Origin of the sequence: Flavihumibacter cheonanensis, assembly GCF_022352215.1 — a bacterium.
In the GTDB taxonomy this organism is placed as follows: Bacteria; Bacteroidota; Bacteroidia; order Chitinophagales; family Chitinophagaceae; genus Flavihumibacter; species Flavihumibacter cheonanensis.
This window is the reverse complement of sequence record NZ_JAKRWF010000002.1, coordinates 694569-709098: the sequence shown is the minus strand read 5'-3', so window position 1 is coordinate 709098 and position 14530 is coordinate 694569. Positions and strand designations below refer to the sequence as shown.

General features: G+C 44.9%; 12 protein-coding genes. 6 read left to right on the top strand and 6 right to left on the bottom strand.

What is annotated here, in order from left to right; all coding sequences use genetic code 11:
* Positions 1–55: 55 nt before the first annotated feature.
* The 4 genes from MD536_RS12400 to typA form a co-directional block, all read right to left on the bottom strand.
* Positions 56–433, bottom strand: coding sequence for a hypothetical protein (locus tag MD536_RS12400; RefSeq protein WP_239600102.1), 378 nt, complete (start codon positions 431–433; stop codon positions 56–58).
* Positions 434–546: 113 nt separating this feature from the next.
* A complete protein-coding gene (locus MD536_RS12395; protein ID WP_239600100.1) occupies positions 547–1293 on the bottom strand; it encodes a LytR/AlgR family response regulator transcription factor in 747 nt (248 codons plus the stop codon).
* 10 nt (positions 1294–1303) lie between these two features.
* Positions 1304–4798 carry a histidine kinase gene (locus MD536_RS12390; protein ID WP_239600088.1) on the bottom strand — a complete coding sequence of 1165 codons (3495 nt, stop codon included), beginning with the start codon at positions 4796–4798 and terminating at the stop codon, positions 1304–1306.
* Between the two features lie 193 nt (positions 4799–4991).
* Positions 4992–6803, bottom strand: coding sequence for a translational GTPase TypA (gene typA, locus MD536_RS12385; protein ID WP_239600086.1), 1812 nt, complete (start codon positions 6801–6803; stop codon positions 4992–4994).
* Between the two features lie 245 nt (positions 6804–7048).
* Here typA and MD536_RS12380 point away from each other — a divergent pair, with 245 nt between their 5' ends.
* Positions 7049–8356, top strand: a complete 1308-nt coding sequence (locus tag MD536_RS12380) for a Gfo/Idh/MocA family protein (protein ID WP_239600073.1) — start codon at positions 7049–7051, stop codon at positions 8354–8356.
* 51 nt (positions 8357–8407) lie between these two features.
* Entirely contained in the window at positions 8408–9400 is a 993-nt protein-coding gene (locus tag MD536_RS12375) for an alpha/beta hydrolase (RefSeq protein ID WP_239600071.1), read from the top strand.
* Here the strand turns inward: MD536_RS12375 and MD536_RS12370 are convergent.
* Positions 9380–9730 (bottom strand): TM2 domain-containing protein, encoded by a 351-nt coding sequence (locus MD536_RS12370; protein WP_239600069.1) that lies wholly within the window; start codon positions 9728–9730, stop codon positions 9380–9382. The genes MD536_RS12375 and MD536_RS12370 overlap by 21 nt on opposite strands.
* Complete coding sequence (locus MD536_RS12365; RefSeq protein ID WP_239600067.1) at positions 9699–10040, bottom strand: DUF2752 domain-containing protein; 342 nt, start codon at positions 10038–10040, stop codon at positions 9699–9701. The genes MD536_RS12370 and MD536_RS12365 overlap by 32 nt, the downstream gene beginning before the upstream one ends.
* Positions 10041–10135: 95 nt before the next feature.
* Between MD536_RS12365 and MD536_RS12360 the strand changes: the two genes are divergently transcribed.
* The 4 genes from MD536_RS12360 (at position 10136) to MD536_RS12345 (ending at position 14440) form a co-directional block, all read left to right on the top strand.
* Positions 10136–11182 carry a 3-oxoacyl-ACP synthase III family protein gene (locus tag MD536_RS12360; protein ID WP_239600066.1) on the top strand — a complete coding sequence of 349 codons (1047 nt, stop codon included), beginning with the start codon at positions 10136–10138 and terminating at the stop codon, positions 11180–11182.
* 74 nt (positions 11183–11256) lie between these two features.
* Positions 11257–12561: a Gfo/Idh/MocA family protein gene (locus MD536_RS12355; RefSeq protein ID WP_239600064.1), complete on the top strand. Its 1305-nt coding sequence runs from the start codon at positions 11257–11259 to the stop codon at positions 12559–12561.
* On the top strand, positions 12536–13495 hold the full coding sequence (locus tag MD536_RS12350) for a glycoside hydrolase family 43 protein (RefSeq protein ID WP_239600061.1): 960 nt from the start codon (positions 12536–12538) through the stop codon (positions 13493–13495). Before MD536_RS12355 ends, MD536_RS12350 begins: the two co-directional genes overlap by 26 nt.
* Before the next feature lie 33 nt (positions 13496–13528).
* Complete coding sequence (locus tag MD536_RS12345) at positions 13529–14440, top strand: diacylglycerol/lipid kinase family protein (RefSeq protein ID WP_239600056.1); 912 nt, start codon at positions 13529–13531, stop codon at positions 14438–14440.
* The last annotated feature ends 90 nt before the right edge of the window (positions 14441–14530 follow it).

Genomic DNA, 14530 nt, shown 5'->3' with positions numbered 1-14530 from the left:
AGATACCAGTTAATACAAGGTAAGGAGAGAGCACATACAAGTGCAAGACATTTAGCTAACGAGATAACGTAAAGGTTCCCTGTTCCCCTCCATTGTTGCTCCAGTTTCCTGAAAGTTTTTTAGATGACCGGCTATATTGACCATCGATGGTTACCAGGGTATTACCATTTTTAAATTGATAGCTGGCTGTAAATTTTTTCCCTTGCAAACTCCAGGTCCCTTCGGCCGTAGCAGTACCATTACTATTGATTCTTTCAATTTTGCCGTCAGGGTAAATCTGAACTGCATATTGTCCGGATGGAGGAACTGGTCCTTCGCCAATTTTACCTTGCCAAAATCCAGTAATGTTTACTGGCTCTTCTTTTTCTTTAGCGCAGGAAAAAAGTAAAATACTACTGATTGCAATCATCAAAAGACGTGTCAGAAATTTCATTGTGATAGGTTTAATAGTTAATGTGTATTTGAATTTGCTACACAAAACTAGTATCCCTTTTACCCGATTCCCTGCACCATTGAGTGGGTTGCATTTTTTTCTATGTCATTTACCTAAAATTTGGAAAACCGTTCCATAAATTCCTGTCTACGGGACCTTGAAATAAGAATCGTTGTTCCATCAGACATGATAAGATAGCCGCCATCTCCCCTTACGTATTTTTGGATATGATTCAGGTTGATAAGATAAGAATGGTGAATACGGAAAAAATCTTCGCCTGCCAATGCTTCGTCGATATCTTTTAATACTTTGGAAACCATAATTTTTTTTCCATTGCTCAAAACCACCTGAGTGTAGTTACTTTCAGCCTGACAATAAATAATATCATTGGTTGAAACGAAGATCATTCCGTCTCCGGTGGTCAGCGCAATTCTGGAGATCGTTGGTTTCTGTTGTTGCAAACTGGTAAATAAAACTTCCAGCTGTTCCTTCATGGGGAGACTGTTTTTTTTCTCTACCCGCTGGATGGTGTCTGCTAGGTCTTTAGGATCTATCGGTTTTAGGAGGTAATTGAGGGCTGCATATTTAAACGCCTTAATCGCAAACTGATCATAAGCGGTACAAAATACCACATCAAAAAAAAGCGGATCGAACTGCTCCAGCAGATCAAATCCATTCATTCTGGGCATTTCAATATCCAGGAAAACCAAGTCCGGACGATGGCTTGTAATCGCCTTTATTCCTTCTTCCGCACCCAGGCACATAGCTTCAATCCTCACCTGGGGACAATAGGTACGAAGTAACCACTCCATCATTTCAAGTGCATTCTTCTCATCATCAATTAATACAACCCGTATCATATGCTGAATTTTAATCGTCAATCGGAATTTTAAGGATTACCTGGGTTCCAAGAGAACGGCCATCTTCTAACAGGTCTTTAACTTCTACTGAAGCCTGCACCCCCTCTTCCTTATTCAGTAGTGCCAGTCGATCTTCTGTTAACCGCATTCCCAATGATTTTTTGGTAGCGGCTGATTTGCTTTTTAAAACAGCCGCCTTTTCTCTGCCAATGCCATTGTCTTCAATGCAGCATTCTAATAAATTTGATCCCGTCAGTCGCAGTTCAATTTTTAATTCCCCCGGTTTATCCAAATGAAGAAGTCCATGCCAAATGGCATTTTCAACATACGGCTGTATGATAAGCGGGGGTACGTAAATGGTATCGGGTTGAAGGCCTTCAGCCAGACAAATTTGATAATTAAATTGTTTCTCAAAACGAATCGATTCCATCTCGAGATAAAGCTGTAATGCTTCCAGTTCATTGCTTAAGGTGATGGATCGGTTATTTGAGTTATCCAGAATCAGGCGGATCAGTTTTGCAAATCTTGTGAGGTACAAGGAAGCTGTTACTTGGTCACTTTTAACAATATACCGGTTGATGGAGTTTAAACAATTGAAAATGAAATGAGGATTCATCTGCGCGCGTAGTGCCTGCATTTCAATATCAGCCATTTTTTTTCTTGTGTCCATGAGTGTTTTTTCTGCCAGCTGTCGCTCCTGCTCAGCACGTGCTTTAATTATTTTGTTGGCACACAAGGACGCAATGGTGGTTAATATGGACAAGTGTTTTTGAGTAAAGAACCCTTTTTTTGAGTGTTCGGAATCAATTACGCCCAACACTTTTCCATCTGCTATAATGGGAACAGTCAGTTCAGATAGCCGATGTTTATCATCTGGTATATATCGGTTATCCTTTGAAGTATCCGAAATAATTTCAGCTAAACCGCTAGCTGCGACAGCGCCGGTTATCCCGCTCCCTACAGGTATTTCAATTGGAGATAAAATCTGGTTTCCGAGTCCGCTCTTTGGGCCATACGCAGCTTTTTGAATCAGAACATTTCGTTCTTCATCCAACAGATATATAACACAATCTTCAAACTTTAACTGACCTATACAGTTACGGGCCACATCCCATAACATGGGATCAACCGCAGCATACTCATTCATGCTGGTTGCAAAAAAATGGATCGCCTGCTGAGCTTCCAGCTCTTCCTGCTTGGCCTCCAGTTTTTTATTTCTATTATGCAACAAAAGCCATACTAGGAATACAGCTACTGCAAGCACGGATGTAATAAACCATATTGACAACCAAAAGGGTTCATGAATGGAAAAACTGAAAACTTGCTGAGCTTTTATCCAATTTACTTTATTCAAGCTGGCCTCGAGTTCAAATTGGTAATGGCCGGGTGAAAGAGAACTGATTCTTACCAGATTTGAATTCCCGATTTCCTTCCAGGGCTCTTCTGTAGTCAGGCGATACCGGTAGTAAACATTCAATGGACTATTGTAATAAGGAGCGCTCCATTCAATTTCCAAATCACGATCCTTATACTGCAACTGTAAGGATTTATTAAAATCATGAAACAAGGAATCGGTACTTCCAAAACGCACCTGACGGAGATAAACAGATAATTCTTCCCCGCTTATATCAAATTTTTCCGGATGGAAATAATTCATGCCATTCGTTCCTCCCAGATAGAGGGTGCCATCCCTGCTTCTCCACCAACTGTTTCCATTGAAGCCAAAGCCCTGTACATTGTCTGATTGATCAAATAAGTTTAAACTGGAATTGGCAGGATCGTATCTGTAAATACCCTTTTCGGAACTTGCCCAAATGGCCCCTATGCTGTCCTGGTAAAGGGTAGTAACTATGATGTCCTGAAATAAACTGGAAAATGGCTGGATAACCGCCTGCCCTTTCTCCAACTTCACTGTGTATAACCCTGCCGAACAACCGAATAACAAGGAATTATCTTTCAATGCATAGGTACAGGATATGAATTTATCTTGAAACGGAAGTGCGATTTCACCAATGTAATTCAGATTACTATCCAGACAATGCAAGCCTTTTTGGGTAGTTATCCAAATTATTCCATTCGGCGACTGAACAATGTAGTTGGAGTTTTCCCGGGAGGGAGGGATATCCAATTTTGACAGGAGATAGCTTTTCCCATTCAGTAAATACAAGCCATCCCGACCCGCCAGCAAATGATTTCCATCCTGAAGGGTATACAGATCATCATAAAAGTCCTGTTCACTCAATACACGAACAGAATCATTGGCATAAAAAGGCCTTTCATATTGAAAGGTAGTTGGATTCATCAGCCAGATCCCCCGATCCGTCGGAGCAATTATTAATTTTTTGCCATCATAAACCAAGCCCCGAATGGATGGGTAATTCAACTTGTTGGTGGCTTTCAGGTCAGGAGGAAAATACATCCATTCAGCACTTGCTTTATTTCTGCAGGCAAGCCCATGGCCCGTTGCAATCCAAAGATTCCCTTCTCGATCTTCTGTTATCTTCCGGATATTATCTATACCAACCGGCTTTTCATCATCCAGCTTGCGTAAGCGTATCAGTCCGATCGTCTGCCTGTCTGCCGAAAACCTGCCTATCCCGTCAATATTAGCCAACCAAACAAACCGATGTGCATCAATGTGCAGGTAATTGGCAAAATCATTCGTTCCAATTTTGCGGCCATTTAAAAAGAATCTGGGCCGACTCAATTTCCTGGCGGCCAGGTTGTATTCAAAAATACCTTCCCGGGAAGCAAACAGATAGGTCCCGGGCCGAATAAATCCAACAGCTCTAACCCCGAAGGACCCCGATTCGAGACTTGATAATCCCGACGGCAGGAAAATCTGATTAACTGCAGCTGTTGGGAAATGATACCAGTAACTTGTATTATCCCAGGTTGTAACCAGTAAGCTGTCTGGAGTCAACGCAAAGATTCTCATCGCGTTTCTGTCTGGCAAACTGTCTACTCGTCCATTGCTGAACTGGTACCGGAACAGGGTATTGGCCTTTCTGAAATAGATTACCCCATCCTTTGAAGCAAATACCCTGACACTAATAGGCCCGGCAATAGGTAGACGAACCGGCGAAGCTTTGAATTTTTTGGTTGCTTCATCATACTGAAACAATCCCTTACTTGTCAAAAGAGAGGCAGTCTGGTTGTGTAACTGAAAGAGATCTCCCAGGTAATCCGTACTATCAATTCCTTCGATTCCGGTTTCAATAAACCGACGCTGTTGCGTTGAGTAGAGAAACAGGTGATGATTCGAACTAACCCAAATCCGGTTCTGCGCATCACAAAACAACCGGTTGGAGCTGACCGGAAGTTTAAACGACTCGAGCTTTTTCCCATTGAAGCACTGCACCTGCCGCGGATACAGGATCCATAAAAAGCCCTGCTGATCTGTTGTCAGTGCAGTGATGGTTCCTGCCTGAATGCCTGATTTATGATCAAATAACTGCAGATGGTAATCCCTGGGCTGACTCCAGCTTATTAGCCAGCACAACATACAGCATACTATTGACATCAACTTTACCCGGGTGAGCATGGAACGTTTATTGCTCTATTAAGTTCCTGCTAATATTGGTAAGTTGCTCATTTCATTGAGCAGATGGTCATTTTTTTTAGCAACTGACACAAAAAAGCCAGGATAGGTAGTACCCATCCTGGCTAATGCTTATTGAAATCACTTTTTTTGTGATTTAAACCTCCTCAGCCTTCATTGACTTCGCCTGACGAATCCGCTCGTTTTCATCCAAATGGATCTTACGCATGCGGATAAAGTTCGGCGTCACTTCAATACACTCATCGTGCTGGATATATTCCATACACTCTTCCAGGCTCATCAGCGTTTTAGGTGCAATGCGGGTTGCATCATCACTTCCGCTGGCACGGTGGTTGGTCAGTTTCTTACCTTCTGTAACGTTTACCACCAGGTCGCCTGGCTTGATGTTTTCCGCCACAATCTGGCCGGCATACACATCTTCTCCCGGATCCACAAAGAAGGTTCCGCGATCCTGTAATTTATCAATAGAGTAACCTGTTGTCTTCTCGGTATTCTTGGAAATCAGTACACCATTGTTACGTCCAGGGATGGGTCCTTTCCAGGGTTTGTATTCCAGGAACCGGTGCGCCATTACAGCCTCTCCGGTTGTAGCAGTCAGCATTTGCGTACGCAGACCAATTAATCCACGTGAAGGAATTTCAAATTCCAGGTGCTGCATATCACCCTTGGTTTCCATCACATGCATTTCACCTTTTCTGCGGGTAACCAGGTCGATTACTTTAGATGCAAATTCCTGCGGCACATCCACTACCAACACTTCATATGGCTCGCAACGCTTGCCATCAATATTCTTTAAGATAACCTGTGGTTGTCCTACTGTCAGTTCATATCCTTCCCGGCGCATGGTTTCAATTAATACACCCAGGTGCAGGATACCACGACCATAAACCTGGAAACTATCACCACTATCTGTATCGAACACACGAAGTGCGAGATTCTTTTCTGTTTCCTTCATCAGGCGGTCGCGCAGGTGACGTGAAGTCACGAACTTGCCATCCTTACCAAAGAAAGGAGAGTTGTTAATGCTGAACAGCATGTTCATCGTTGGTTCATCCACACTGATCACCGGTAATGCTTCCATTACTTCCTGGTCAGAAATGGTATCTCCAATATTAAAATCTTCCAATCCTACTACAGCACACAAGTCGCCGGCCAACACTTCTGTTACCTTACGCTTGCCCATTCCTTCAAACACATAGAGTTCTTTTACGCGCTGCTTTTTAACAGTACCATCTGCCTGCATCAACGCGATCGGCTGATTTTCTTTAATTGCACCGCGCTGTACTTTACCAATGGCAATACGTCCAAGGAAGGAGGAGTAATCCAATGATGTGATCTGCATTTGCAACGGACCTTCTTCCACTTTAGGCTCCGGTACATATTGTAAAATACCATCCATCAACGGCGTGATATCTTCACATTGTGTATTGGTATTATTGAACCAGCCATTTTTACCCGAACCGTAGAAGGTGGGGAAATCCAGCTGCTCTTCCGTAGCATCCAGGTTGAAAAACAGTTCGAATACAGCATCATGCACTTCATCAGGGCGACAGTTAGGCTTGTCTACCTTGTTAATTACCACGATGGGTTTCAGATTCAACTGAAGGGCTTTCTGCAACACAAAGCGGGTTTGTGGCATGGGACCTTCAAACGCATCCACCAACAGGATCACCCCATCGGCCATCTTTAATACGCGTTCTACCTCACCACCGAAGTCGGCGTGACCCGGAGTGTCAATTACATTGATTTTGGTATCCTTATAAGTAACAGCTGCGTTCTTACTAAAGATGGTGATTCCTCGTTCGCGTTCCAGATCATTGTTGTCCATGATCAGTTCGCCTGTATCCTGGTTCTCGCGGAACACTTTGGTGGTGTGAAGAATCCGGTCAACCAGGGTAGTCTTACCATGGTCAACGTGTGCAATAATGGCTATATTCCTAATATTCATAACTCGATTTCTGTACCCGAACAAAATTTGCCTTTGGGCGCGCAAAGGTACAGCTATTTGCCCGCCCCGCAAGCTAAATTCCCATAAAGATTATGTTATATATCATAACCCTTTGTTAATCAGCACCCCCTCTTCCCTTCCTCCCTCTTCCTTTCCTCCATATTTTTAACCAAATCCTCATCTCCCCCTCCCCCTACCCTTCGTACCTTTCACCTTATTTTTTTGAACGATAAAACAGATTGGTTATGACGACGAATTTTAAGGAGTTCCCCTATGATGATAAGACCACCCATATTCTGTTACCCGAACGTTTTGAAACAATTGAAAAACCGGTTACTGCTATTGTGATTGGTGCCGGTCGCCGGGGTTATGTATACGGACAGTTTGCATCCCAGTACTCCCAGCAGTTTGATATCATTGGGGTGGCAGAACCCAACCCGATCCGAAACCAGCGTTACGCTACAACCCATAAAATCGCGCCTGAGAATTGCTTTCTGAACTGGGAAGATGTTTTTACAAGACCCCGCTTCGCGGATGCAGTTATTATTGCTTCACCTGACCGCCTGCATGTGGGTCCCTGCCTCGCAGCACTGAAAGCAGGATATCATGTGTTATTGGAAAAACCGATCGCACCATCAGAAGAAGAATGCCGCCAGATCCTGGAAGCCTCCCGCGCCTCCGGAAAAATTGTAGCAGTTTGCCATGTATTGAGATATGCCCCCTATTTCCGCAAACTCCGCAGCCTGATCAGAAGCGGGGCCATTGGAGAATTAATCAGTATCCAGCACCTCGAACCCATCGAACATGTGCACATGACCCATTCCTATGTAAGAGGGAACTGGAAAAACAGTGAAACTACAACCCCTATTGTGTTAGCTAAAGCAAGTCACGATCTTGATATTCTTCGTTGGCTGGTTGGCAAACCCTGTACTGCAGTTCATGCATTTGGTGGCCTCAGGTGGTTCCGTGAGGAAAATGCACCGGAAGGCAGCACGCACAGATGTACCGATGGTTGCAAAGTAGAAGAAGAATGCCCCTATTCCGCGATTAAAATTTATCACAAAATGCGGGAACGTACTTATGTATTTGATCTGCCCGAAGACAAGGATGCACAGGGAGATTATATACTGGAACAGTTACGCACAACCGATTATGGAAGATGTGTTTACCAGATGGACAATGACCAGCCGGATCATTATGTGGCCAACCTGCAATTCGAAGGCGGTGTTACAGCCAGTTTTTCTTTGCAGGCGTTTACTTCCTATGAAGGCCGGCGTACCCGCGTAATGGGCAGTCACGGTGATATTGTAGGTGATATGACCGAAATGGTAATCACCAGTTTTCAAAATGGTAAAAAAGAACAATGGGCAGAAACAACCGACCTGCATGGCGGAGGTGATTTCCGCCTGATGGCTGATTTTGTGATGGCAATACATGCCAATGACCCGAATATGCTGACTTCCACACTGGAAGCTTCCATCGAAAGTCACCTCATGGGATTTGCAGCTGAGAAAAGCCGGAAAGAAGGGATCGTAGTGCCTGTTCAGTGTTAATCTATGGATTCATAAAAGGAATGCTTATTTTGCTTACAAAGCATTTCTTTTATGGCCAGCAAAAAATGGTTGTTTGGTATTCCAGTTGTACTGGCAGTTGTCTATATAGCAGGACCCAATCCTTCCACCCCGGACTATTCTTCTCAAATGCCCGTAGTACCTTCAGCTCCGGAAGTGGAGACCTATGTCCGCAATAAAGAGGCTTCCTTTAAACTCAAGCCGGATAATGAGGCCCGCATTATCTGGAACAATGATTCCCTGGGCCAGCCTACCGAATATTCAATAGTATACCTGCATGGTTTCAGTGCCTCCCAATTTGAAGGAGCGCCAACACATGTACATGCAGCCAAAGCTATGGGTGCCAATCTCTACCTGGCACGCTTAGCCGAACATGGCATCGATACCAGTGATGCCCTGGTCAATCTGACTCCGGGCAACTATTGGGAGTCGGCAAAAGAAGCCCTGGCCATTGGCAAACAATTAGGCAAAAAAGTTATCCTGATGGGCACTTCAACAGGAGGAACCAACGCTCTGCAATTGGCTGCTACCTATCCGAACGACGTGTATGCATTGGTGTTATTATCGCCCAATATTGCGATCAATGATCCGAATGCCTGGCTGCTGAACAATCCTTGGGGCTTACAGATTGCACAACTGGTGCTGGGTGGTAAATACCGTACGGCTTCAGATGACCGCCCCACTTACAAACAATATTGGAATACACCATACCGACTGGAAGCCACCGTTGCCCTGGAGGAATTGCTGGAAACTACCATGACGCCGGAAACATTTGCCAAAGTCAAACAACCCCTCTTACTGCTTTACTATTATAAAAATGAGCAGGAACAGGATCCCGTGGTGAAAGTCTCTGCCATGCGCGAAATGTTCCAACAGGTAGGCACACCCGAAGCCTGGAAGAAAGAAATCGCCATGCCCAATACGGGTGATCATGTGATCGCCTCTCCTTTTAAATCAAAAGACGCGGCTGGAGTTGAAAAAGAAATTACCGACTGGCTGCTGCAATTAAAGGCCAACCATCCTTGAGGATTCATACATCTGCTGGAGGTTATATTCAGTTGCCAGTTTTTTATGATTGACTACATCTACAATAGTACCGATCAGGCATAGTCCCCCGGTAAAAAGATAGAGTATGCCCATGCCTACCTGGCCAACTACAAATCGCTGAATACCTGCCACCACTACAAATCCCAGGCAAGTCAGCAGCAGGATCTCTCCTGGCTTCTTACGTTTGCCACTATAAATCATGAGAAACTGATTTCGTTGAGATTCAGTCATCTTACTGGTCAGGTCTTTAATGCCAGCAGCTTCTTCAGGTTGCAAATCAGGCAGACTCATCAGATAGGTATCCATCATTTCCAGGTTGGTTTTTAATTTGGGTTAGCACTAAAGTTACAATTCTGCTGCAAATAATCAACAGGGCTGGAATCCCCATCCAATGATGCTGCCAGGAAAGTTTCCATTCAGCATGCAGGGCCGCTGCGATACTTCTTCCCAACCCACAACCCGGACATGCTTCCAAGCCTGTAAGAGCTTCAAGTCCCAACATCCGAAAAGGACAAAATCCTCCTGCAGTTGCATGATAATCCACGCCGAAAGCGAGCCACAAAATAGCTCCCATCCATATCACCAGTTCCAGGTTTTGTCTGATCCACTTTACAGCCATCTTTCTAATCTACGAAATTTTCAACTCCACCCGTCCGGTGCCACCCGTCCGGTGGTACCGGACGGGTGATTATATTTGCAGGATAATTGTTTGCCATGCTCCGATCAAAGATTGCGGGAATAGGAATGTATGTTCCAAAGAATGTTGTGACCAACCAGGACCTGACACAGTTTATGGAAACCAGTGATGAATGGATCCGCGAGCGAACCGGAATCACCCAACGCAGGTATGCCGACCGCCAGGGTGAAACCACTACCACCATGGGTGTAGAAGCAGCCAAAATCGCTATAGAAAGAGCAGGCATCACCCCACAGGATATCGATTTCATTGTTTTCGCTACCCTCTCTCCTGATTATTACTTTCCCGGCTGTGGCGTACTGGTTCAACGAGCCCTAAAGATGAAAGAGATTGGCGCCCTTGATATCCGTAACCAGTGCAGCGGTTTCGTTTATGCATTATCGGTAGCTGACCAGTTCATAAAAACCGGGATGTACAAAAACATCCTGGTGATAGGCAGTGAGAAACATTCCTTCGGCCTGGATTTCAGTACCCGCGGACGCAATGTTGCAGTGATCTTCGGAGATGGCGCTGGTGCAGTAGTACTGCAACCTACCGAAAATCCTAACCAGGGCATCCTGAGCACCCACCTGCACAGTGATGGTGAAAGCGCTGAACTGCTTGCCATGTACAACCCTGGCACCCATGCCAATCACTGGGGACACTATGCTGATTTTAAGGAAGGCGCCACCATCGGAGAACAGTTCATGAGCCATGAAATGATTGACAAGGCGCAGAACTTCCCCTACATGGATGGTCCTGCTGTTTTTAAAAAAGCCGTGGTTAAATTCCCGGAAGTCATCAATGAAGCACTGCAGGCAAACGGATTAAAAGCTTCCGACATCAACATGCTGATTCCGCACCAGGCCAATCTGCGCATTGCCCAATTCGTACAACAGCAACTCCAACTGGGCGATCACCAGGTCTATAACAATATCCAGCAGTATGGAAATACCACAGCCGCCTCTGTTCCCATCGCCCTTTGTGAAGCCTGGGAAAAAGGAAAGATTAAAACCGGCGACCTGGTTTGCCTGGCCGCATTCGGAAGTGGATTTACCTGGGCCAGTGCCCTCCTTAAGTGGTAAAGTCCTACAGTACAGCATGGCATTTATCGATTTAGTTTGTATATTCCCAATCCATACAAACCAAACCAGCCGTCATGTCAAATCAACGTAGACGTTTCCTTGCGCAATCCGCAACGCTTGCACTGGGTGTAACTGCCCTGCCTTCCTTCGCAAACTCATTTTCCGGCAAATTGAGCGCCACTGATCAGATCAATGTAGGTGTGATCGGTTGTAACGGAATGGGCTGGAGTAATCTCCAGGCAATCCTGAAACAACCCAATGTTCGCTGTATCGCACTTTGTGATGTAGATGAAAATGTGTTAACCAAAAGGTCCGGAGAACTTGCTTCCCGCAACATGCCGGTAAAAACCTATAAGGATCACCGTGAGTTACTGGATAATAAGGATATAGATATTGTAATCATAGGCACCCCCGATCACTGGCATTGTATCCAGATGGTGGATGCCTGTGCCGCCGGTAAACATGTATATGTTGAAAAACCATGTGGCAACTCTGTAGAAGAGTGCCGCGTTATGGAAGCTGCCCAACAACGTTATGGCTCTATCGTTCAGGTTGGCCAGTGGCAAAGAAGTGCACCTCATTTCCAGGAAGCTGTCAATTTTGTGCACAGTGGTAAGTTGGGTAATATCCGCACGGTCAAGTCCTGGGCCTATATGGGCTGGATGAAACCGGTTCCCATCAGACAGGATTCCGCAGCTCCTAACGGGGTAGATTACACGAGATGGCTGGGCCCCGCTACCAAACGCCCTTTTAATGCAAATCGTTTTCATTTTAATTTCAGATGGTTCTGGGATTATGCAGGCGGACTCATGACAGACTGGGGTGTTCACATGATGGATTATGCTCTATTGGGCATGAAAGCCCAATTCCCCAACCAGGTGATGGCTTCTGGCGGCAAAATGGCTTATCCGGATGATGCTTCTGAAACACCGGATACCCTGGCTGCTGTGTTTGAATACGATAAGTTTAACATCGTTTGGGAACATGCTACTGGTATTGACCTCGGACCATACGGACTCACACATGGTACTGCTTTTATCGGTAATAATGGTACCCTGGTATTAAACCGGGAAGGCTGGTATGTGAAAGAAGAAAAAGGAAAGATGGAGCCGGTTACCTTCCAGAAAGACAAAGGAGATTCCCTCGAAAGACATATGGCTAATTTTTTGGAAGCGATCAAATCAAAAGACCCTTCAAAACTGAATACGCCTATCCAACAGGCATCCCTAACCGCACAGGTTTGTCAACTTGGAAATATTGCATTCCGCACCAGGGAACTGCTCAAATGGGATGCCGCGAAGGCACAATTCAATAGCAAAGCCGCCAACGCGCTGCTGAAAGCCAACTATCAAAATGGTTATAAAGTACCAAAAGTATAAGCTCCTGCTGGCAGTGATCCTCGGATTACTGCCAGAATTTTCCTCCGCCCAATCCACCACCACTGACAGCGTACTTATTTTCTCCTATTTCAAGGGAAATGGAGAAGACGGACTTCATTTAGCCTACAGTAAGGATGGTTTAGAATGGTTCCCGCTCAAAGGAGACTCCTCTTTTCTTACCCCCACTGTAGCCAATGATAAACTGATGCGCGACCCCTGCATTACCCGCGGAGGGGATGGACGTTTTCATATGGTGTGGACTGTAAGCTGGAATGATCAGGGTATCGGTTATGCACACTCGAAAGATCTCGTTAACTGGTCTGAGCAGGTATTCATTCCTGTTATGAAACATGAACCTACCACACTGAATACCTGGGCACCGGAAGTATTTTATGATAAACAGTCAAAACAATACCTGATCTTTTGGTCTTCTACCATACCAGGGCGCTTTCCACTAACTGAAGGAAATGGAGACGATAAGTACAATCATCGCATTTTTTATACACTTACCAGGGATTTTAAATCATTCACGCCGACCGCCTTGTTGTACGACCAGGGATTTAATGTAATTGATGCCAGTATCTATAAGACCGGCAAATCCTACACCCTATTGCTGAAAGATGAAACACTCAAGCCTACACCCGAGAAGAATATCCGGATCGCCACCAGTAAACAATTGACTGGTCCTTATTCCAAACCATCCGAACCAATTTCCGATAAAACCTGGGCTGAAGGTCCCACAATGATTTACCACAAAGGCTACTGGTGGATGTACTATGATCAATATACGGCTCACAAATATGCCTGTTTACGATCTACCGATTTACGCCAATGGGAAGATATGAGTCCGCAACTCAGGTTTCCTCCTGGCGCCCGGCATGGTACCGTCATTAAAATTTCAGCAGCAGAATTTAAGCAAGTTAAACAGCCCTGATACCTTAGCTTTGCCTGAACCAAAGGGCAATGCATGAGAGTGGACCCCTCGCAGAAAAAACTGATCTTCCTGGTCAACCCGATTTCCGGAACCAGACCCAAAGCCGATCTGGCTGATTTAGTCAATCAGACCGCTGAAAGGTTCCAGTCGCAGGCTATTGTACTGCCTACCGTTGCTAGTGGCGATTATTCCTTTGTTCGGCAAAGAATTGAAGAAGAGGGTTACACTGATGTTATTGTTTGTGGTGGAGATGGTACTGTCAACAACGTGATGAGTGATCTCCGGGACCTTGATATTAATTTTGGAATTGTACCCTGCGGATCTGGAAACGGCCTGGCATATTGCGCAGGTATTCCAAAAAACCCGCAAAAAGCCATTGAACTCGCCTTCACAGGAAAAGCCCGCTATATTGATGCCTTTCTCGTAAATGAACAGTTCGCCTGTATGTTATGCGGACTTGGATTTGATGCCAAAGTGGCCCATGATTTCGCACAACAGCCAGGAAGAGGATTGCTTACCTACACACAGCAAACTATCAAAAATTATTTCACTGCTACTACCTATCATTTCGAAATGGTAGTGGAAGAACATGTGATCCAGACCGATGCCTTCTTTATCAGTGTTGCCAACAGCAATCAGTTTGGAAATCAGTTTACCATAGCGCCAAAAGCAAGCCTGAATGATGGATTACTGGACATCGTTGTTGTACCCAAAATGAATAAAGCGATACTTCCTTTTGCCCTCATGCAGCAAGTAAGAACCGGAGAATTAACAGGTGCACATGAAGAGCAAACCGGAACAATCCAATATTTTCAAACAGGTAAAATCCAAATCCGCAACCGGGATCTCGCACCATTACATATTGATGGCGAACCCAGAGAAAGCCTGGAAACCCTGAACATTCGGGTACTTCCAAGATGTGTTCAGTTGATTCAATCTATTTGATTTTTATCAAACTAAAATTTTATTCCTCATTTTGCTAAGAGTATTTCCTTACTCTTTTCTGTAACAATTTTCTAATCCCCTACTGCATTG

Excerpts from the sequence above, each read along its gene's own strand:
- MD536_RS12400 (WP_239600102.1), bottom strand. The coding sequence starts at position 433 with ATGAAATTTCTGACACGTCTTTTGATGATTGCAATCAGTAGTATTTTA.
- MD536_RS12395 (WP_239600100.1), bottom strand. The coding sequence starts at position 1,293 with ATGATACGGGTTGTATTAATTGATGATGAGAAGAATGCACTTGAAATG.
- MD536_RS12390 (WP_239600088.1), bottom strand. The coding sequence starts at position 4,798 with ATGTTGTGCTGGCTAATAAGCTGGAGTCAGCCCAGGGATTACCATCTG.
- typA (WP_239600086.1), bottom strand. The coding sequence starts at position 6,803 with ATGAATATTAGGAATATAGCCATTATTGCACACGTTGACCATGGTAAG.
- MD536_RS12380 (WP_239600073.1), top strand. The coding sequence starts at position 7,049 with ATGACGACGAATTTTAAGGAGTTCCCCTATGATGATAAGACCACCCAT.
- MD536_RS12375 (WP_239600071.1), top strand. The coding sequence starts at position 8,408 with ATGGCCAGCAAAAAATGGTTGTTTGGTATTCCAGTTGTACTGGCAGTT.
- MD536_RS12370 (WP_239600069.1), bottom strand. The coding sequence starts at position 9,730 with ATGATGGATACCTATCTGATGAGTCTGCCTGATTTGCAACCTGAAGAA.
- MD536_RS12365 (WP_239600067.1), bottom strand. The coding sequence starts at position 10,040 with ATGGCTGTAAAGTGGATCAGACAAAACCTGGAACTGGTGATATGGATG.
- MD536_RS12360 (WP_239600066.1), top strand. The coding sequence starts at position 10,136 with ATGCTCCGATCAAAGATTGCGGGAATAGGAATGTATGTTCCAAAGAAT.
- MD536_RS12355 (WP_239600064.1), top strand. The coding sequence starts at position 11,257 with ATGTCAAATCAACGTAGACGTTTCCTTGCGCAATCCGCAACGCTTGCA.
- MD536_RS12350 (WP_239600061.1), top strand. The coding sequence starts at position 12,536 with ATGGTTATAAAGTACCAAAAGTATAAGCTCCTGCTGGCAGTGATCCTC.
- MD536_RS12345 (WP_239600056.1), top strand. The coding sequence starts at position 13,529 with ATGAGAGTGGACCCCTCGCAGAAAAAACTGATCTTCCTGGTCAACCCG.